This window comes from Chloracidobacterium thermophilum B (genome assembly GCF_000226295.1).
GTDB classification, from domain to species: domain Bacteria; phylum Acidobacteriota; class Blastocatellia; order Chloracidobacteriales; family Chloracidobacteriaceae; genus Chloracidobacterium; species Chloracidobacterium thermophilum.
In genome coordinates, this window is the sequence record NC_016024.1 from 1,950,522 (window position 1) to 1,969,926 (window position 19,405).

Genomic DNA, 19,405 nt, shown 5'->3' on the forward strand with positions numbered 1-19,405 from the left:
GCTTCAGGCTCAGGGGCCGGGCCGCAGCAACAGCCGCAGAAAGTACGGCGCGCCGATCAGGGCCGTGATGATCCCCAACCGGATTTCTTCGGGGCGATTGACCGTCCGCGCCAGCAGGTCTGCACCCACCAGAAACGCCGCCCCCACCAGCGCACAGGCCGGAATCAGCACCCGGTGCCGGGGGCCGACGAGCAGGCGGACGGCGTGGGGCACGATCAAGCCCACAAACCCGATGATCCCGCCCACGGCCACGGCGGCTCCGGTCAGCAGCGCCGCCGACAGCAGGATGATCCACGTCGTCCGCCGGGTTTCCACGCCCAGCGCCCGGGCATCTTCCTCACCAAGCGACATCACATCGAGTTCGGCGGCATAGGCCAGCGCCACCCCGGCTCCCAGCAGGAAACAGGGCGCGAGCAGCCGCACGTGCAGCCATGTCCGGCTGTCAAATCCGCCCATCAGCCAGAAGGAAATTTCCTGGGCGACTTCCCACCGTTTCCATGCGAGTGAAACGAGCAGCGCCGTGAACGCGCCGCACAGCGCCCCGATGGCCACTCCCGCCAGCAGAAGCGTGGTGACGGGCACGCGCCCGGCCCGGACGGTCAGACCATAGACGGCCACCAGCGCCAGGGCGCTTCCGACGAAAGAGAAGGCTGGAATGTAGAGCGGCGAAACGGCTGCGAGTCCGGCTGAAATGGCCATAACGGCCCCCAGCGCGCCTCCCGCGCTCGTGCCGATGATGTCCGGCGACGCCAGCGGATTGCGAAACAACCCCTGCATCTGCACTCCGGCCACAGCCAGCGCTGCACCGACCAGGGCTGCCACGAGTACCCGTGGCAACCGCAGCGCCCAGACAATGGCTTCTTCCGTGGGCGTGAAGCGTGGCCAATCGAGCCACGGAAACGCCCTAGCAGCCAGAACCGAAACGACCGTCGCTGGCGGGAGCGTGACGCTTCCGATGGCCACGGCCAATACCACGGCGGTGGCCAGCAGCCCCAGCGCCAGAGCGAAAAACAGGGCAGGTGACGGAAGCAAACGGCGCGTCATGGACGAAAGTGGCGCGTCAGCCAGTCCAGCAGCAGGATCACAACGGCAACATAGAGCAACGTAGCCGTATAGACCGGCCACCAGCGCGACGGCGGGGATGTTTCCGGCGGCTGCTGTTTTTTCGACGGCAACGCACCGGGCAACCACGCCTTCCGGTCGGGTGCGTGATCAGGAAGCATCGTCTGTCTGTTGCCCCAGGCGGGTGCGCAACCGCGCCAGTTCATCGAGCAGGGCGGCCCTGGCCTGTTGTTCGGCCGCAGCACGGGCTTCGGCTTCCTTCGCACGAGCTTCAGCTTCCAATCGTGCCTGCTGCTCAGCGGCGGCCTGGGCTTCGGCTTCCTTCGCACGGGCTTCGGCTTCCTTCGCACGGGCTTCAGCTTCCAACCGTGCCCGCTGCTCGGCGGCGGCCGCGGCCTCAGCTTCCTTCACGCGGGCTTCAGCTTCCAATCGTGCCTGCTGCTCGGCTTCAAGGCGCGCGATCTCCTGCCGAATGGCCTCACTGGTCCAGATTGGTGTCAGAACGACTGATGTCTCCAACGGATACCCTCCGAGTGCGGCAAGCTCAAAGACCGTGCCCGGGACATAGACCTTTTCCTCCCGGTACCGGCCCTGCTCCACGTCCGGGTCGCGGTTGACAATCACCTGTTTGCGCTTCTCATCCACAATCACATACTCGCCAATGCCGCGCCGGGCGTATTCCTGCCGCTTCACACCGTAATCCTGACGCCAGTTCTTGCTCGCAACTTCAATAGCCAGCAGGACATCATCGTTCAACCGCAAAACATCGTCCTGCTGCGTGGCTCTGTATGCGGCCAGCTTGCTTTCTGCCGTCTGCTCCCGACACACCAGAAGGTCAGGCACCCGCACGGTCAGCGGTTCGGTCTGGACACCCGTTTCCAGCATGGCGATGTAGGGCAGGTTGCGCTCGGCAATGGCCCGCATCAAATACACCAGCAGAGCCTGTTCAATGAGCTGATGTTTGAAACCCGGTGGCGCCACTTCGACGGGAACCCCCCGCACAAGTTCAAAGAAGCCATCCCGCTCGGCATAGACGAGGAATTCCTCGATGGTCATGGGCGTCGCCGGCGGCGTCACAGTCGAAGGCGAAGACATGGCGGGCGTGCCTCCCGGCAGCAGGATGAAGGCTGTGACGGCAGTGTGAACAACCGGACAAACCAAGGCAAGTATTCAAAGCCCCGCCCACCCGGCGCCCGGACGGGCGACGCTCAGGCCCCGGCTTGCAAGTCCTCACTACTTCAGACTTTGGGCAGATGACCCGGCAGCCCCAGATTACAGGGCCGCCGCGCCACTGACGACTTCAATGATTTCGTTCGTAATCGCCGCCTGGCGGATGCGGTTCATGGTCAGGGTCAGATGGGCAATGACTTCACCGGCGTTCCGGCTCGCGGTGTCCATGGCCGCCATACGTGCCCCATGCTCGGAAGCCACCGACTCCAGCAGGGCCTGGAAAACAGACGTTTCAATGAAGCGTGGCAGCAGGCGCCCCAGAATTTCCGCCGGAGGCTGTTCGTAAATGTAATCCGGGGGCGCAGTCATCACTGCCGGCCCCACTTCATTGCCGGCCTGTCTGCCGACTGGCAAAAGCTGTTCGATGCGGACAATCTGGGAAATTGCCGACCGGAACTCAGCATAGACCAGGCACACCCGGTCGGGACGTACGGCAAGGGTTTCCTCCTCCGTCGCCACTCCCTCGTAGATATTGAGGATGTCCTGGGCAATTTCGACGGCGACCTCATAGCCAAACGTCTTCGACGTAACGTTGACATATTCCTTGCGGATGGGAATGTTGCGCCGCCGGAAAAAGTCCCGCCCCTTGCGCCCTATGACGACAAGTTCCACCCGCTCGTTGGGATGGTCCGTCAGGTACTGCTGGACAGCGCGAATGAGGTTGGCATTGAAAGCACCACACAGGCCCTTGTCTGCCGTCATCAGCACCAGCAGAGTCCGGTTGCCCGTCCGTTCCTCCATCAGCGGACTTGTGAAGTCCGGCGCAGCCGCCACAAGGTTGCGCAGGACTTCCTGCATTTTGCGGGCGTAGGGACGGCTCGCCGTCACCCGCTCCTGCGCCCGGCGGAGCTTGGACGCCGAGACAAGTTTGTAGGACTTCGTGATCTGGCGCATGTTTTTGACGGCCTTGATCCGCCGTCGAACACCTTGCAGGTTCGGCATGGAAACCTCTCACGGAGCGGCTGGTCGTCAGTCCCCGGCTTCAGGCGCGGACAATGAACGTCTGCTTGAAGGCATCCGTCGCCGCCTTCATTCTGGATTTGATGTCGTCGGTCAGTTCCTTTTTCGTAGCAATGTCGTTGAGCAGCGTTGCGTGATTGTTTTTGAGATAAGCCAACAACTCCGCTTCAAAACGGCGGACTTCCGACACCGGGATGTCATCCACATACCCGTTCGTCGCAGCCCAGATGACAAACACCTGTTCTTCGAGCGGCATCGGAGAATACTGCCCCTGCTTGAGAATTTCCGTCAGGCGCTGCCCACGTGCCAGCAGGCGTTGTGTGGCTTTGTCCAGGTCAGAACCAAACTGCGCAAAGGCCGCCAGCTCCCGGTATTGCGCCAACTCCAGCCGCAGCGTCCCGGCAACCTGCTTCATGGCTTTCGTTTGCGCCGAACTGCCCACCCGCGAAACGGAGTTGCCGACGTTGATGGCCGGGCGGATGCCGGCATTGAACAAGTCCGTTTCCAGAAAAATCTGACCATCCGTAATGGAAATCACGTTGGTCGGAATGTAGGCCGAGATGTCTCCGGCCTGGGTTTCGATCACGGGCAGCGCCGTCAGGGAGCCGCCGCCACGCTTGTCGTCATACTTGGCCGCCCGTTCAAGCAACCGCGAGTGGAGATAGAAGACATCCCCCGGATAGGCTTCACGTCCGGGCGGACGCCGCAACAACAGCGAAATTTCACGGTAGGCCACAGCGTGCTTCGACAGGTCATCGTAAATGCACAGCACGTGCTGTCCACGGTCCATGAAGTACTCACCCATGGCCGTTCCAGCATACGGGGCAATGTACTGCATCGCCGCCGGATCGGAAGACGACGCCGAGACCACAATCGTGTAATCCATGGCGTCATACTCTTCGAGACGCTTGACAAGCTGGGCAATCGAACCTTTGCGCTGGCCAATGGCCACGTAAATGCAGATCAGGTCCTTGCCCTTCGAGTTGATGATGGTGTCAATGGCAATCGTGGTCTTGCCCGTCTGCCGGTCGCCGATGATGAGTTCCCGCTGCCCGCGGCCAATTGGAATCATGGCGTCAATGGCCTTGATGCCGGTCATCATCGGCTCCTTGACCGACTTGCGCTCGACGATGCCCGGCGCAATGCGCTCCACCGGATTGAAGCCGTCGTTGGCAATGGGGCCGCGTCCGTCAATAGGCTCACCCAAGGCATTGACCACCCGCCCCAGAAAGCCTTTGCCGACCGGGACGGACATGATGCGCTTGGTGCGCTTGACCAGATCGCCCTGCTTGATGGCGTGGTATTCCCCAAACAGCACGGCACCGACCTTGTCTTCCTCAAGGTTGAGGGCAATGCCCTTGACGCCATGCGGCAGATCGAGCAGTTCCCCGGCCATGACCTTGTCCAGACCGTGGATTTCCGCAATGCCGTCGCCCACCTTGATGACCGTCCCGACTTCGGCGACGGTGACGCCAGCTTGAAAGTTTTCGATTTGTTCACGAATGAGTTGACTGATTTCATCAGCACGAATGGCTTCCATGTCATTCCTCGAAACAGTCCGGCTGGTTAGTAGCGCCGGGTAAGTCGCTCCCGAAGTTCAGCCAGTTGGGTGCGGATCGAACCATCGTAGTAGGTGCTTCCCACCCGGGCCACAATGCCACCAATCAGGTCGGGGGATTCCTTGTAGGTCAGACGGATGTCGGCGCCGACGACTTCCTTCAGGCGGCGTTCCAGCAGCCGCCGCTCACTGACCCCCAGCGGAATAGCCGTGGTGACTTCGACCGGCACAATCCCCCGGCGGGCATCCATGAGCGCTTCGACAGCCGTCTGGATGTCCTCCAGTCGGGACATCCGCTGGTTGCGGAGCACCACGCCAAGAAAGTTGGCCGTAATCGGATGCAGCCGCAGACGCTCGCCCAGAGCACGCAGCAAGCCTTCCTTCTGCGCCAGCGGAATCGTGGGATTGGCAAACACCTCTCCCAGTTCGTCGTGTGTTGTGACCAACTTGTGAAAGGCTTTGAGTTCGTCCGCAACGGTTGCAAAATCGTCCCCGGCGGCATCGGCCAGGGCGCGGGCATAGCGATTGGCAAGTGAACTCATACGGCAGTCAGTACCACATCCTTCCCATCAGGCACGCTGTTTTTCGAGCTGGGCGGCATAGCTTGCCACAAGCCGCGCCTGGTCCGCTGCCGATAACTCCCGCCGAATCAGCGCCTCGGCCAGCTCCACGGCCTTTGACGCAGCAAAGGCTTGCAGTTCCAGCCGCGCCGATTGACTCGCCCCCTCAATCTCCATCCGGGCCAGGCGCCGGAAACGGGCGGCATCCGCTTCGGCCGCCGCCACAATCCGCTGGTACTCCGCCTGGGCCTCCTGTTCAGCCTGCTGGCGGATGGCCGCCAGTTCTGATTCAAGCCGGGCAAAACGCTCTTCCAGTTCCCGCAGCTTGGTTTCGGCCAGCCGTCGCTCCTGGCCGGCCTGGTCAAGGGCGTCCCGGATGTTCTGCGCCCGTTTGCGCAGGCCTTCCGTTATCGGCTTGGCCAGCAGCCAGGCCAGCAAAGCGGCGTAAATCGTGAAGTTGAGGAACTTGGCCCACAAAGGAATCCCGGCGGCCAAAAACGGTGACACCAAAAGCGTCATGGTCATGACGGTGTTCCAATCTGACGCCCCAGAACCGTACTGGCAATCGAGGCCGCCAGATACTCAGCATCACGGGTCAGGGTTTGCTTCACCGCCGCCACCTGCGCCTCAAGTGCCTGGGTTGCCGCAGCAACCTCGGCCGCGGCGGACTGCTTGGCGGATTCAATCAGCTCGTTGCGCCGCTGAAGCGCTTCTGCACGCCGTTCCTCAATGAGCTTGGCTGCCGCCACCCGCCCCGCACGCAGCGCAGCTTCGTATTCGGCCAGGCGCTCGTCATACCCCTCAAGCTGCTGACGAAACCCGCTCGTCAGACGCGCGCGCTCATCGAGGACGGCCAGAACCGGTTTGAAGACCAAGGTATTGAGCAGATAGGCCACCAGCAGGAAGACCCCCACGGTGACAAAAAGTGACCAGTCAGGTGTCAGCAAATTGCTTCCTGCGGCAAAGAAGCAGCCAACTTCCATTCCACTGGCACCCCATAACGACGCAATCATAATGAAAGTGAAACCAGGCAGCAGGGCCCCGTAATGCCGGACAGTGGTTTAAAAAAGCAAGCTGCCAAGTTACTCGTGGCTACCGTCACTGTCAACCACGAAACCACGGCCGGACTCCCAGCCCGGCAGACAGCAGGCAGGCTTTCCCCGCCACGCCGGTTTTGGACTGCTGACACACAAGTTGGGAGAAGAAAGCTGGTGGGGCGAGCGATGGGATTCGAACCCACGACCTCTTGAGCCACAATCAAGCGCTCTAACCAACTGAGCTACACCCGCCGCAAAGCGAAGTTATCAATGATAGCCAGCGTGCCGCGCCAACGCAACCGTATCTCTTTTGGCGCAATCTACCCCTTGCGGGGAAGGTCCAAAACACTGGGCCGTTTCCTGCACGGCCCAACCGTAAGGGCCGCTGAAAATCACCGCCTGGCAGCCACGGGCGCTGCCAGTACCAAGGTCAGGGGCCTGCCCTAGCCGGACTTGTTGCCCTCCGGGTCGTCCAACCCGAACACCTTTCCCACCAAGGCCTGAAGGCGCCTGCCGGTGGCCACCCGGAGGCTGCCGGTCAACCGGGGTGTCGTTTTCTGCTTGGCGCCGATGGCCTGGCGACGTTTCATGAGTTCTTCGTGATCTGGGGACAGTTCCAGACCCCGTTCGAGACATTCCACGGCGCGGGATTCAAGTCCGAACTTGAGGTAGAGATCGGATAACTCCATCAGCAACTCCGCCACCTCGTCCGGGTCACGGCACAGATCAATTGCCGTGAGAAAGGACTTTTCCGCCTCTTTGTTCCGCCCCGGCATGCGGAGCAAAACCCGCGCCATCAAGGCATGGTAGTCGGCATTGTTGGGTCGCTGCTCAACGGCCCGGCGAATGGATTGATAGGCCCGCTCGACATCACCATTGCCCATGTATTCGACCGTCCGCAGATACAGTTCGGAGGCTGGAATCGGCGGCTCAGCCGGGCGACTGGGCGCTTTGGGATACGCTCCGGTCAACCTCTGGGGCGGCGATGCTGTCGGCGGCAGAGTCCCGTTGGGGGACACCGGCGGCGCAGGAGGAGTCGGGACAGGCGGGCACTGGGCTTCCACGTTTGGTGCAGAGTTTGGCGCAGAATTTGGTGCCTTCGCACTGGGGGCTTCCGTGGGCGTGCTTGCGGGCGTACCTGAACCCGGCGTGTTCGAGGCTGGCGCAGAGACCGTCGGCCGCCGCAGGATGGGCGGCGTCGGAAATGAACTGTTGGCCGGTGGTTTGGGTGGGGCGGCAGCAGATGACACTGGCGGACGTGACGCCTCTGCTGTCGGGGCTGGTCGGGCAGGCGGCACAGGCGGCCGGGGCGGCATGACCGGTGGCTTCGGCACGTTCCCAGCAGGCGGCGAGGACCGTCCGGCAACCGGCGGCGGGCTGGGCGGCGTGGGACGTGCGGCTGGATAGGAGCCGGTAGAGAAGCGGCCTCCCGGCGGCGTTGAACGGGAGTGGTGACTTGCCAGGGTCAGATCATACTTGCGCCGTTTTTCCTCATCGCTCAGCACGTCATAGGCCTGCTGCACGGCGATGAACACACGTTCCAGTTCCGCCTTGACCTGAAAATCAAACGCAGCCAGTTGGGAATGGCGATCGGGATGGAACTTCTTGGCCAGCTCCCGATAGGCTTTTTTGAGTTCTTCCGGGGTGAAACGCCGATTGATGCCCAGGATTTGGTAGTGGCTTCCCCCACCATCCACAACCCGCAGCTTCTCTTCCAGCTCGAAGCACAGTTCGGCCGCCTGCCGGGCATCAATCCCGGCAGATGCCTTTGCCGATGAAGCCGCTGCGCCCTTGACGTTTGCTTCAATGACCGGCAGCGGGTCGGGATCAGCAAAACTCACGATGCCGGTCATCGTGAAGGCGCACAGCGCGCGTAAGACCTGCTCTTCGGGCAGGGGCACTGTCCGGCAGACCTCCTCGATCCGAAGGGGCGCATCGAGCCGGGAGAGCACAAATGCCTCTTCCGAAGTGAGTGTCAGTCCCGGAACGTTGACCTGCCCGGCCACAACCGGCTGAAGGACCCGCTGGGGCGAACCCAGCCACCGTCGGATCAGTCCGAGATCGGGCAGGTTCCGAATGCCATCGAAGATGAGGCTCACCGGTGACAGGGGCTGCTGAAAGCCATCCACATGCACCTTCTGGGGCTGAAACTGATACTCACCGGTCGTCCATGGGAAAAGCGAGTGCACCAGATAGGTGACGTGGCCGGTCAGCATGGCTTGCAGGTCGGCGGCGGTCAGATAGCCCAGCTCCACCAGACAGGCCCCAAGGCGTTTCCCCTTTTTGGTTTCCAGCATCGCCTGCGCAAGCTGTTCAGGAGAAATACAACCCAACATGCACAACCGTTCGCCGAAGCGTTCGGTGACAACTTCGCTGGCGGCGTAAACCACCGCACCCTGCTCAAAGTACACATGACGCACCACCTGCGGCTGCCTCAACGTCAACGTTCCGCTCAATCGCCGTTGGTGGCAGGCGCCAATAAGACGTGGAACACAGGTGTCTTCGAGTCGCTGTGTCATGCAAACGACTCCCAGGATACGAACATGTGCGGGGCATTGCACCAAGAATCCGGCAGCAATGGTCGTGATGGATGACAGTATTTCCCAGTTTTCTGCATTTTGACAAGCCCACCCTGGCCTGGCAGCTCAGCCGCCGTCACTTTGGACGGAATCGGACGGCTGTGCCGGGAAGGGCTTCAAACCGCCGGCGGAGCGTCGGGCCGGCGCCTTTCGGCCAGAAAGGCCCACGAATAGATGCTCTGGTGATTATCGCCCCAGGTCACGCCGAGGGCATAGCGCCCGACGTGGTGCAGACCACTGATCTGGAACTTCCGCACGTCACCCAACAGTGGCAGACCGCGCGACCGGGATTTGACCGGCGACGGAGCTTCAAGCAAGCCCGGATGCGGGTTCTCTCCACGGGCCTCGGCGCAGGTGGCACAGGGGCAAGCCTGCCGCAGTTCCATCAGTGGTACGGTCGTGGTCGTGCCATCCGGCCAGACAACCGACAGGCTCCCTTCAGTTCGATTCACGTTGACGGCGCGTGGTAACAGTTCCGCCATGGACGCCCAGGCACCACCGGAACACAACCCGGCTCGGCCAAAAACCCTGTGCCGGGAGTGGTATTTCAGGCTGTATTACGATACGTTGCACCCACAACTTGACGCTACCTGTCTTTGCGCTCTTTCACCAGACGGACGGTATCAGACGGGTCGGCCGGCTGGGAAACAACCTGTGACTGAGGCTGTTTTTGCTATGGTATCTGCCACTCCCTCTTCGCTGGAAGGCCTGGAAGGCCATTCCCTGGTCATTACCTGCCCGGTGGCCTGGGGCGATATGGACGCCGCGCAGCACGTCAACAACACGGTGTACTTTCGCTACTTTGAGAGTGCACGGATTGCCTACTTTGAACGTATTGCCTTCGGACTCGACTTTCCCCACAGCATCGGGCCCATCCTGGCCCATGCCCAGTGCCGTTTCCGGTTTCCGTTGACCTATCCCGACACGGTTTCCGTCGGGACGGGCGTCACCGGACTGGGTGAGGATCGCTTCGTCATGCGCTTTACAGTCATCAGCCATCGCCACGGCAAGGTGGCCGCCCAAGGCGACGGCCTTATTGTGTCCTACGATTACCGAAAGCAGCAGAAAGTGCCTCTGCCGGCGGAGGTTCGGGCAGCTATCATTGCCCTGGAAGGGTTTGACCCGGCAGCCCCTCCGGTGCTTCCGATGTAATGGGGACATGGCGCGCGGCGGCTATGCCGACGCTTCCTGGAAGCGCCGGGGCCGGATTTCCCCACTGCAATTTCTCAAGACTGGAGCTACCCACTACGAACTGGAGTCAACCATGCCTACCCAAGCTGCTGGAATCCTGGGAACGGGACACGCCCTGCCGGAACGAACCCTGACGAATGCCGATCTCGAAAAGATGGTTGAAACGAGCGATGACTGGATCGTGTCACGAACCGGCATCCGCGAACGCCGTATTGCCGCCCCGGACGAAACAACCTCGCAATTCGCCACACTGGCGGCTGAACGCGCTCTCCAGGCCGCCGGACTCACGCCTACTGACATTGATCTCATCATTTGCGCCACGGTCTGTCCCGATATGATGCTGCCTTCGACGGCCTGCATCATCCAGGCCCGGCTTGGAGCCAAGCGGGCCGCCGCCTATGACCTGGTGGCCGCCTGCTCCGGCTTTGTCTATGGACTGGCCACGGCCCGCGCCTTCATTGAAGCTGGCCACTGCCGCTACATTCTGGTCATCGGCGCAGAACTGCTCTCCCGCTTTGTGGACTACACCGACCGCGCCACCTGCGTCATTTTCGGTGATGGAGCCGGGGCAGCCGTTGTCGGCCCGGTTGAGACCGGGCGAGGGATTCTGACGCACCGCATTCTGAGCGATGGCACCTATGCTGACCTGCTCTACACACCCGGCGGCGGCACACGCCATCCGGCCAGTCTGGAAACTGTCGAACAGCGTTTGCACTACATCAAAATGCGTGGCAACGAGCTTTTCAAAGTTGCCGTGCGCAGCATGGCGGACACTGTGGCGCAAATTCTGGACGAACTGCGTCTGACCCCCCATGATGTGGACCTGTTTATTCCCCATCAGGCGAACCAACGGATTACGGATGCCGTGGCTGAACGACTGAACATTGACCCGGCGCGCATCTACGCCAACATCGCCCGCACCGGCAATACATCCTCAGCATCCATCCCGATTGCGCTGGATGAATGTGTCCAGGCCGGGCGGGTCAAACCGGGGAACCTGCTGGTCTTTGCCTCCTTTGGCGCTGGCGTCACCTGGGGGGCCATGGCCTTGCGCTGGTAACTTGCAGGGCGATAGCCACCGAGTCAGATGTGGATGAAATGGTATCGGCACAGAAGTGTGGGCAGCGTGTGGGGTACGTCCCTGCTCGTGCTGCTGGGACTGCTGGGCGCAGCCTGTCAGCCCACCCCCAGCCACCCCCATGAAGGCCACCTCCGGACGGCGCTGGCAGAGCGTATCGCGCGTGGCGAAGTGCGCCTTGAACGGCTCGGTATGGCACGGCAGCCCGAACATCCGTTTTTCGGGCGCATCGTCGAAATCTCACTGCGCAACACAGGCAACAAGCCCATCCTCGTGACGCTTGAGCCAGGACAGTTGCTGCGCAGCCGGAGTCCAGAGACGACAGACCTGGTTGTGACCAGTCGGGAGGAAATTGCGCTTGACGTGGGGCAGGTCGCCCAGCGCGAGATCGAGGTGTTTTCCCTTTCCCGCCGCAAACTCTCCATGACGCGCGAAACAGTCTATGATCTCGGCAACCTGCTCGAAGGCGACGCCTACACGTTCGTGACATGTTTTGCTGCCAATCGCCCTCCCGAACCGCCGCCACCGCCGCCGGGTTCCGGGCTGCCGCCGCAAAAACTTGACCTCACCCCAGTTCAGCTCGCCCTGTGGTGTATCGCCGATGGACTGGACCGCCAGGCGCTGCTGGAAGGCACGGCTCTCAACCCACTGCTCAAAGGCGGCGAATATGCCCGCAGCCGGGATTACTTCGACGGCCAGGCCAAGTACGTCCAGGGGCTGCTCGACAGTTGCGGGCTTGCCAAGTACAAGTTTTGATGACAGGGCGCAGCTCGCCTCTTTCACCACGCGCGCCCACCGAGGCATTCTCACGAACTTGCATCCCTGACGAGGTTTTCTGATGACACCCCACACTGCACCGCACAAAAACGTCTATCGCTTCATCGCCGGTCAGGCCGATGGCAACGGCACCATGAAAGACCTGCTGGGGGGCAAAGGCGCCGGACTCGCCGAAATGACCCTGGCGGGGTTGCCCGTGCCACCGGGCTTCACCATCACGACAGCCGTCTGCCAACGCTACTATGCCGCCGGCAACCAGCTTCCGGCCGATGTCTGGGAAGAAGTCCTGTCCGCTCTGCGCGAAGTCGAAGCTGCCGTCGGAAAACGGTTTGGCGATGCCTCCAATCCGCTGCTGGTGTCGGTGCGCTCCGGCGCCAAGTTTTCCATGCCGGGGATGATGGATACCGTTCTCAACCTGGGTCTCAATCACACGACCGTCCAGGGTCTCATTGCCCAGACCGGCAACGAACGCTTCGCCCGCGACGCTCACCGGCGGTTCATCCAGATGTTCGGCCGGATCGTCCTGGGCGTCCCCGGTGAACGCTTTGACCACGCGCTGGAGGCTATGAAAGCCGGGCGTGGTGTCCGCCTCGACACCGAACTGACCGCTGCCGACCTGCAAAACCTCGTGACGCAGTTTGAAGCCATCGTCGAGCGGGAAACCGGCCAGCCGTTTCCGGCTGACCCCTACGAACAGCTCCGCCTGGCCATCTGCGCCGTTTTCAACTCGTGGTACGGCAAGCGTGCCGTGGACTATCGCCGGCTGAACAAAATCCCGGACGACCTCGGCACGGCCGTCAATGTCGTCGCCATGGTCTTTGGCAACATGGGCGAAGATTCCGGCACCGGTGTGGCCTTCACGCGCAACCCGGCCACGGGCGAACCCGTCCTGTTTGGCGAATACCTCCCCAATGCCCAGGGTGAAGACGTCGTTGCCGGTATCCGTACGCCGGAAAAACTCGATGCCCTCCGTGAACGGATGCCCGCCGTCTATGAGCAGTTCCGCGAAGTGGCCGCCCGCCTTGAACGGCACTACCGCGATGTGCAGGACCTGGAATTCACCATCGAGCGCGGAAAGCTGTGGATGCTCCAGACGCGCAACGCCAAACGCACCGGCGCGGCAGCCGTCAGGATTGCCGTTGATCTGGTCAAGGAAGGGATCATTTCACGCGAAGAGGCGATTTTGCGTGTCGAGCCATACCACCTCGACCAGTTGCTCCACCCCATGGTGGATCCGAAAGCGGAGACAACCGTCCTTGGCAAAGGGCTGCCGGCCAGCCCTGGCGCAGCAGCCGGCGCGGTTGTGTTTGACCCGGACGTGGCTGAAAAACGGGCGCAGGGTGGCGAACGGGTGATCCTCATCCGTACGGAAACCTCCCCCGAAGACTTCCACGGCATGGTCGCCGCCCAAGGCATCCTCACGGCGCGCGGCGGTTTGACCTCGCATGCGGCCGTTGTGGCGCGCGGCATGGGCAAGCCGTGCATTGCCGGATGCAGCGACCTCCGACTCGATGCCGAAGGCATGCACCTCGGCGGGCGGACCCTCAGGGAAGGCGACTTCATCACGTTGGACGGCACGACGGGACGGATTCTGCTCGGCGACCTGCCACTGGTCGAACCGGAAACCGGAGCCGACTTCGAAACCTTCATGCGCTGGGTGGATGACGCGCGTCAGATGCGCGTACGCACAAACGCCGACACACCTCATGACGCACAGGTGGCGCGGCGTTTCGGAGCCGAAGGGATCGGACTATGCCGTACCGAACACATGTTCTTTGAAGGCGACCGCATTGATACTGTCCGGCAGATGATCATGGTTTCTGGGGCCTACCAACGGCTGACCGCTGCCTTGGGCAAAGTCAACGCCGACCTCGAACGCCTCAAAGGCGACGCTGAGAAAGTCGCGGCGCTGGAAGCCGAGCGTGCAGCACTCGAAGCGGAACTGGAAGCCCCGGCCCGGCTGTTCAAGGGCGCACTCGAAGCCCTGCTTCCCATGCAGCGGGCGGATTTCGTGGGCATTTTTGAAGCCATGGACGGCCTTCCCGTCACCATTCGCCTGCTCGACCCGCCGCTGCACGAGTTTCTGCCGCACACGGATGAAGAAATCGAAGCGCTGGCCGGGAAACTCAGCCTGCCGGTGGCGGATGTGCGGGCCCGGGTGATGGCGCTCCGTGAACACAACCCGATGCTCGGTCATCGCGGCTGCCGGCTGGGGATTGCCTACCCGGAGATTACCGAAATGCAGGCGCGGGCCATTTTTGAAGCCGCCGTCGAAGTCACCCGGCGTGGCATCACGGTTCTGCCCGAAGTCATGGTGCCGCTGGTCGGCGATGTCAACGAACTGCGCGCCCAGGAAAGCATCATCCGCCGCGTGGCCGACGAAGTTCAGCAGGCGACCGGCGTCACCTTCACCTATCTGGTCGGCACGATGATTGAACTGCCACGGGCGGCTCTGACGGCCGACAAAATTGCCACCGTCGCGGAGTTTTTCAGCTTCGGCACCAACGACCTGACCCAAACAACGTTTGGTTTCTCACGGGATGATGCCGGAACGTTCCTGCCGATGTACGTTGAGCGGAAAATCCTCGCCGACGATCCCTTCCAGGTCCTTGACCGGGAAGGCGTGGGCGAGTTGCTCCGCATCGGCACCCAAAAGGGGCGCGCCGCGCGTCCGACGCTCAAAGTCGGTATCTGTGGTGAGCATGGCGGTGAGCCGTCGTCGGTGGCGTTCTGTCACGAACTGGGTTTTGACTACGTGAGCTGTTCGCCCTACCGCGTTCCGATTGCCCGTTTGGCGGCGGCCCAGGCAGCTCTGCGCCAGCGCAGCCAGTGAACGACTTTCCGGCGGACAGGCTGCCCACCACGGCCTGGCACGGACAGCCCTGGCAGGGCGGGCAGCCTGCCGGCCCGGCAGCCGCACCGACCTGCCCAAGCACCCAACACAACCACCTGTGGACTGGAAAGCCATGGAAGCCAGGGAATGCCTTTCGCTGAGTGACGAGCAACGGCGGGCGGTCGAAGCGCCGCTCGGGTCAAACCTTGTCATTGCCGGTCCCGGAACGGGCAAAACCCGAACGCTGGCGTACCGTGTCGCTTATGTCATCCAAACGCTGGGTGTGCCGCCGGACAACATCCTCGCCGTGACCTACACCAACAAGGCGACCGAGGAAATGCGCTATCGGCTGCGCTGGCTGCTCCCCGACGAAGCCGGACGGCTGACGATTGGCACCTTCCACAGCTTCTGCATTCGCCTGCTGCGGCAGCACCACGCGCACCTTGATCTCCCCCGGCACTTCGGCATTGCCGATGAAAACGCGCAAATCAGGCTGCTCCAGCGCCTGCGCCCCAACATCACAGAGCAAAACGCCCGCAACATCCTGCTGCACTTTTCCCAGGAGCGGCTGGGCAAACTCAAGGATATGGACACACTGGCCAGAGAAAATCCCTTCTTTGCCCAGTACCTGGCCGGACTGCGCCACAACGCCCTCATTGACTTCGACGACATTCTGGTTCTGACCGACAGGCTGCTCCAGCAGACGGAGATTCTGGACAAAGTGCGGGCCGGACTGCGTTTCATCCTCGTGGATGAGTTTCAGGATACCGACCGCATGCAGTACACCATCCTCAAACGTCTGGCCCTGCGGCAGGACCTGAATACCAAGCGCTGTGAAAACATCATTCCCGTTTTTGCCGTTGCTGACGATGACCAGTCCATCTTTGCGTGGCGTGGGGCGCACCCGGAAAACATCCACGAGTTTTTTACGGAGTTCCTCGCCGGGCAGGACGAAGCTGTCCTGCGGCTCGAAACCAACTACCGGTGTGCCGGCCACATCGTGGAAGCTGCCAACCGCCTTATGGCGCGGGCGCCACGCCTGTTTGACAAATCCCCACGGGCCCACCGCGCCGCCGGGAAAGCCGTTCAAATCCTGTCCTACAACAGCCCGGAAGAGGAAATCGAAGGGATTGCCCAGGCCATTCTCGCTGCCCGGCAACAGAACGTCCCGCTGTCGGACATGGCCATTCTCTACCGCCGCCACAACACGGGGCAGCAGATCGAAATGGCCTTGCTGGAGAAAGGGATTCCCTGCCAGGTCATACGTCGCACGAGCCAGTTTGAAGCCCCTGCGATGAAGCGGTGGTTGCTGCTGATGCGCGCCATTCTCAACCCTGACGACGACTTGGCCCTGGCGGAACTCATCGGGCTGACCTGTGACGATGCCACCCGCCGGTACTTTGAGCAGCAGCACCAGACTGCAACGGGCAAACAGGCGCTGCGCCACATCCTCTGGGAGGCGCTCGAAGCCGACCAATCCGACGTGCGGCGCGCAGCCGGAAAAATCGTTGGCTGGCTTGCGTTTGGCAAAACCTGTCTGGATACGTCCCCGTGCCTGTCCCACTGGATAGCCACGCTGGGTGCGTTTCTCAAAGCCGACACGGCGCCCCTGCCGCCTCTGGCTGCCCCTTCGCCCGATCTGGTCACGGCCGCCAAATGGCTGGCGCGGCTCAGTCAAGTCAAAGGCACGCTGGTTATTGCCGCCACCGATCCACTCGTGGAGGAAGTTGCCACGTACCTTGTCACGCATACTCTGGCCGGGCAGGCTGCCTTTCACATCTGTGCCTGCCGCAAACTGCCGCCCCAGATGCCAACTGAAAAGGCTGTCCTGCTGGCGCTCGACCACGCGGCCGAACAGACAGCAACCCGGCAGTGGAAGTTTGACGGCATCCTGCTCGTTGCAACAACCCTGCCGGGGCAGGCAACCTATGCCCGCCGTCAGGTTGATCCCGGCGCGCTGCCCACGGACGAACGGGGCGCACAGCCAAGCCGTTTCGTCACCCTGTGGAAGCTGATGCGGACGTATCTGGCCGCCACCCTGCAACCGCTTTTTTCGGACTACACCATCGTGGACCTGGAAACGACGGACAAGGACGCCCACCACTGCGACATTGTGGAAGTCGCCGCCATTCGCATCCGGCAGGGACAGGAAACGGAAGCCTACAGCCAGCTCGTCCGGCCGGCCCTGGAGCCAATCTCCGCCGAAGCCGAGAAGACCCACCACATCAGCGCGGAGATGGTGGCCGACGCTCCCACCTTCGAGGCAATCGCACCGGCGCTGCATGCCTTTCTGGGACAGGATTTGCTCGTCGCGCACAACGGGCTGGCCTTTGATTTCAAGGTTCTCCGGCGTCGCTTCCGGGATGTCGGGCTGAAATTCGACCACCCGTTCTTTGACACCCTGCTTTTCGCGCGGCAGCTCTACGCTGATCACCCAAGCATCAAACGTTGCCGTCTGGAAGACCTGGCGCAGGCGCATGGCATCGAGATAGGCACGGCGCACCGCGCGCTTGACGACACCCGTACGCTGGCGGCGGTGTTTCAGGCCATGCAGAGGGACTACCAGGAACAGCGCGCTGCGACCCTTGGCGCAGAAACACTGGGTATCCTGGCGCTGGCGATGCTGCTGGAGATGTCCGAAGCCGAAGCGGCCGCCTCCAGCCTGTTTCAGGCCGGCGTGAGTCTGTGGAAAACAGCCACGGATGACTGGCTGATGTCGCGCCTGGAGACCGAGCCGGCGGCAGCCACGGCCGCGGCTGTCTGGAGAAGAAGGGTCGGCAGTGACCCGCCGGAAACAGACCACCAGACGCCGGAGGTGTTGGCCGCCCTGGCCAAACGCTACGATGACCTTCCGACCCGTGAAGGGATGCAGGCGCTGCTTGACTTTACCCGCCTGATGACGGCGGCTGATCACTGGCGCGACTGTGAGGCCGTCACGCTGATGACCATTCACGCCGCCAAGGGGCTGGAATTTTCCCACGTCTGGCTGCCGGCATTGGAAGAATCCTCCCCGGTGTCAGGCAGTCCGCCACCGGCAGCCAACCCGAACCACTCCCATGACCGGTTGGAGGAAGAACGCCGGCTGCTGTACGTCGGATTGACGCGCGCCCAGGAACAGGCCGTCTTGTCGTGGGCAAAAACCAGGGACGGGAACTCCAGGACCCACCTCCGCTTCCTTGCCGACCTTGGTCAGTTGGTTTTGGCAGGCGAAAATGGTTCCGCCCTCTCCCCTGACATGGCGTAACATCCACTGCTGCAAAACGTCCGCCCCTCCCGCTCATACGTGCCATGTCTCATGCCGAAATCATTGCCATTGGCTCGGAACTGCTCACGCCTTTCCGTAGCGACACCAACTCCCTGTGGTTGACTGCCGAACTCAACGCCCTGGGCATTGCCGTCCGCCGCAAGACGGTCGTCGGCGACGACGAGTTGTTTCTGGAAGAAACGCTCCGGGATGCCCTCCGCAACTCGCCGGTTGTCATCACCACCGGCGGACTGGGGCCGACCGAGGATGACATCACGCGGAAGGTCGTGGCGCGTGTGACGCAGCGGCCGCTTGTGCTTCAGCCGGAGCTTCTCGACCGCATCCGGCATCAGTTTGAAAGCCGTGGACTGAAGATGGCCCCTAACAACGAACGACAGGCGCTTGTGCCGCGCGATGCTGAGGCGCTCCGCAACGAATACGGCACGGCGCCGGGCATCGTGATTGCGGAAGGCGACCGGCTGCTCATCCTGCTGCCCGGACCGCCACGCGAAATGCGGCCGATGTTTACGGCGTACGTTCGCCCCAAACTGACGCCCCTGGCCGGCAGCGCGCGCCTCCGCACCCGGACGCTACGGGTGGCCGGCATGGGCGAGTCTCAAGTGGATGACCTGATTGCCCCGATTTATACGCGCTACACCAACCCCACCACGACGATCCTGTTCAACAACACCGAAGTCGAACTGCATTTTACTGCCAGCGCACCCTCGGATGCCGAAGCCGAGGCGCTGCTCGATGAGGTCGTCGGGCAAGTTGAGGAGGTGCTTGGCGTCAATGTGTTCTCACACCGTGGTGAGACGCTGGAGCAAATTGTCGGGCTGCGGTTGACGCTGAAGGGCTACACGATTGCCACGGCTGAAAGCTGTACGGGAGGGCTGCTGTCCAAGCGCCTTACCGATGTGCCGGGCAGCTCGAAGTATTTTTTGGAAGGCGTCATTGCCTACACCAACGAGGCCAAAACCCGCCTGCTGGGTGTTCCGGCCGAACTCATTGCCGAACACGGCGCGGTCAGCGCCGAAGTCGCCGAAGCCATGGCAACTGGCATCAAGGCGCGCGCCGGAACGACGATTGGCGTTGGGATTACGGGCATTGCCGGCCCCGATGGCGGGACGGATGAAAAGCCGGTCGGGTTGGTCTATGTCGGCGTCGCCGGCGACTTCATCGTGACGCACCGGAAGTTCATCCTGCCCGGCGACCGCGACCGCATCCGCCACCTGGCTTCGCAGGTGGCGCTTGATCTGGTCCGGCGGACTTTTCTGCTGTAAGGCCCTCACTGGC

Annotated in this window: 16 protein-coding genes and 1 tRNA gene; 6 read left to right on the forward strand and 11 right to left on the reverse strand. The window is 62.2% G+C overall.

Going from position 1 to position 19,405, the window contains the following annotated elements; all coding sequences use genetic code 11:
• Nucleotides 1-9: 9 nt before the first annotated feature.
• From CABTHER_RS07965 to CABTHER_RS08015, 11 genes are all read right to left on the reverse strand, one after another.
• The gene (locus tag CABTHER_RS07965; RefSeq protein WP_014100108.1) at nt 10-1,044 is read right to left on the reverse strand and encodes a FecCD family ABC transporter permease; all 1,035 of its coding nucleotides are present in this window, start codon (nt 1,042-1,044) and stop codon (nt 10-12) included.
• Complete coding sequence (locus CABTHER_RS07970; protein WP_014100109.1) at nt 1,041-1,223, reverse strand: hypothetical protein; 183 nt, start codon at nt 1,221-1,223, stop codon at nt 1,041-1,043. The genes CABTHER_RS07965 and CABTHER_RS07970 overlap by 4 nt, the downstream gene beginning before the upstream one ends.
• Nucleotides 1,213-2,157 (reverse strand): Uma2 family endonuclease, encoded by a 945-nt coding sequence (locus CABTHER_RS15795; RefSeq protein ID WP_148263985.1) that lies wholly within the window; start codon nt 2,155-2,157, stop codon nt 1,213-1,215. The genes CABTHER_RS07970 and CABTHER_RS15795 overlap by 11 nt, the downstream gene beginning before the upstream one ends.
• A 177-nt stretch (nt 2,158-2,334) precedes the next feature.
• Nucleotides 2,335-3,234 (reverse strand): ATP synthase F1 subunit gamma, encoded by a 900-nt coding sequence (gene atpG / locus CABTHER_RS07980; RefSeq protein ID WP_014100112.1) that lies wholly within the window; start codon nt 3,232-3,234, stop codon nt 2,335-2,337.
• Nucleotides 3,235-3,274: 40 nt separating this feature from the next.
• Complete coding sequence (gene atpA, locus CABTHER_RS07985; RefSeq protein WP_014100113.1) at nt 3,275-4,792, reverse strand: F0F1 ATP synthase subunit alpha; 1,518 nt, start codon at nt 4,790-4,792, stop codon at nt 3,275-3,277.
• A 26-nt stretch (nt 4,793-4,818) separates the two neighbouring features.
• On the reverse strand, nt 4,819-5,352 hold the full coding sequence (gene atpH, locus CABTHER_RS07990; protein ID WP_014100114.1) for an ATP synthase F1 subunit delta: 534 nt from the start codon (nt 5,350-5,352) through the stop codon (nt 4,819-4,821).
• Between the two features lie 27 nt (nt 5,353-5,379).
• On the reverse strand, nt 5,380-5,895 hold the full coding sequence (locus CABTHER_RS07995) for a F0F1 ATP synthase subunit B family protein (protein WP_014100115.1): 516 nt from the start codon (nt 5,893-5,895) through the stop codon (nt 5,380-5,382).
• Complete coding sequence (locus CABTHER_RS08000; RefSeq protein WP_187288357.1) at nt 5,892-6,317, reverse strand: ATP synthase F0 subunit B; 426 nt, start codon at nt 6,315-6,317, stop codon at nt 5,892-5,894. The genes CABTHER_RS07995 and CABTHER_RS08000 overlap by 4 nt, the downstream gene beginning before the upstream one ends.
• Nucleotides 6,318-6,582: 265 nt before the next feature.
• A tRNA-His gene (locus tag CABTHER_RS08005) sits at nt 6,583-6,659 on the reverse strand.
• A gap of 191 nt (nt 6,660-6,850) precedes the next feature.
• On the reverse strand, nt 6,851-8,926 hold the full coding sequence (locus CABTHER_RS17710; protein ID WP_081464795.1) for a DnaJ domain-containing protein: 2,076 nt from the start codon (nt 8,924-8,926) through the stop codon (nt 6,851-6,853).
• Between the two features lie 176 nt (nt 8,927-9,102).
• On the reverse strand, nt 9,103-9,468 hold the full coding sequence (locus CABTHER_RS08015; RefSeq protein WP_014100118.1) for a DUF971 domain-containing protein: 366 nt from the start codon (nt 9,466-9,468) through the stop codon (nt 9,103-9,105).
• Between the two features lie 193 nt (nt 9,469-9,661).
• Here CABTHER_RS08015 and CABTHER_RS08020 point away from each other — a divergent pair, with 193 nt between their 5' ends.
• From CABTHER_RS08020 to CABTHER_RS08045, 6 genes are all read left to right on the forward strand, one after another.
• Complete coding sequence (locus CABTHER_RS08020) at nt 9,662-10,138, forward strand: acyl-CoA thioesterase (protein ID WP_014100119.1); 477 nt, start codon at nt 9,662-9,664, stop codon at nt 10,136-10,138.
• A gap of 112 nt (nt 10,139-10,250) precedes the next feature.
• The gene (locus CABTHER_RS08025) at nt 10,251-11,237 is read left to right on the forward strand and encodes a beta-ketoacyl-ACP synthase III (protein ID WP_041569747.1); all 987 of its coding nucleotides are present in this window, start codon (nt 10,251-10,253) and stop codon (nt 11,235-11,237) included.
• A gap of 57 nt (nt 11,238-11,294) precedes the next feature.
• A complete protein-coding gene (locus CABTHER_RS08030; RefSeq protein ID WP_014100121.1) occupies nt 11,295-12,011 on the forward strand; it encodes a hypothetical protein in 717 nt (238 codons plus the stop codon).
• Between the two features lie 82 nt (nt 12,012-12,093).
• Nucleotides 12,094-14,865 (forward strand): pyruvate, phosphate dikinase, encoded by a 2,772-nt coding sequence (gene ppdK, locus CABTHER_RS08035; RefSeq protein WP_014100122.1) that lies wholly within the window; start codon nt 12,094-12,096, stop codon nt 14,863-14,865.
• Between the two features lie 133 nt (nt 14,866-14,998).
• Nucleotides 14,999-18,109, forward strand: a complete 3,111-nt coding sequence (locus CABTHER_RS08040) for a UvrD-helicase domain-containing protein (RefSeq protein WP_041569159.1) — start codon at nt 14,999-15,001, stop codon at nt 18,107-18,109.
• Between the two features lie 44 nt (nt 18,110-18,153).
• Nucleotides 18,154-19,392, forward strand: coding sequence for a competence/damage-inducible protein A (locus CABTHER_RS08045; RefSeq protein ID WP_014100124.1), 1,239 nt, complete (start codon nt 18,154-18,156; stop codon nt 19,390-19,392).
• Nucleotides 19,393-19,405: the final 13 nt, after the last annotated feature.

Bases quoted from the DNA above. Each gene is read 5' to 3' on its own strand.
- atpA (WP_014100113.1), bottom strand. From the start codon at position 4,792: ATGGAAGCCATTCGTGCTGATGAAATCAGTCAACTCATTCGTGAACAA.
- ppdK (WP_014100122.1), top strand. From the start codon at position 12,094: ATGACACCCCACACTGCACCGCACAAAAACGTCTATCGCTTCATCGCC.
- CABTHER_RS07970 (WP_014100109.1), bottom strand. From the start codon at position 1,223: ATGCTTCCTGATCACGCACCCGACCGGAAGGCGTGGTTGCCCGGTGCG.
- CABTHER_RS07965 (WP_014100108.1), bottom strand. From the start codon at position 1,044: ATGACGCGCCGTTTGCTTCCGTCACCTGCCCTGTTTTTCGCTCTGGCG.
- atpH (WP_014100114.1), bottom strand. From the start codon at position 5,352: ATGAGTTCACTTGCCAATCGCTATGCCCGCGCCCTGGCCGATGCCGCC.
- CABTHER_RS08040 (WP_041569159.1), top strand. From the start codon at position 14,999: ATGGAAGCCAGGGAATGCCTTTCGCTGAGTGACGAGCAACGGCGGGCG.
- CABTHER_RS08015 (WP_014100118.1), bottom strand. From the start codon at position 9,468: ATGGCGGAACTGTTACCACGCGCCGTCAACGTGAATCGAACTGAAGGG.
- atpG (WP_014100112.1), bottom strand. From the start codon at position 3,234: ATGCCGAACCTGCAAGGTGTTCGACGGCGGATCAAGGCCGTCAAAAAC.
- CABTHER_RS08020 (WP_014100119.1), top strand. From the start codon at position 9,662: ATGGTATCTGCCACTCCCTCTTCGCTGGAAGGCCTGGAAGGCCATTCC.
- CABTHER_RS07995 (WP_014100115.1), bottom strand. From the start codon at position 5,895: ATGACCATGACGCTTTTGGTGTCACCGTTTTTGGCCGCCGGGATTCCT.
- CABTHER_RS17710 (WP_081464795.1), bottom strand. From the start codon at position 8,926: ATGACACAGCGACTCGAAGACACCTGTGTTCCACGTCTTATTGGCGCC.
- CABTHER_RS08045 (WP_014100124.1), top strand. From the start codon at position 18,154: ATGTCTCATGCCGAAATCATTGCCATTGGCTCGGAACTGCTCACGCCT.
- CABTHER_RS15795 (WP_148263985.1), bottom strand. From the start codon at position 2,157: ATGTCTTCGCCTTCGACTGTGACGCCGCCGGCGACGCCCATGACCATC.
- CABTHER_RS08025 (WP_041569747.1), top strand. From the start codon at position 10,251: ATGCCTACCCAAGCTGCTGGAATCCTGGGAACGGGACACGCCCTGCCG.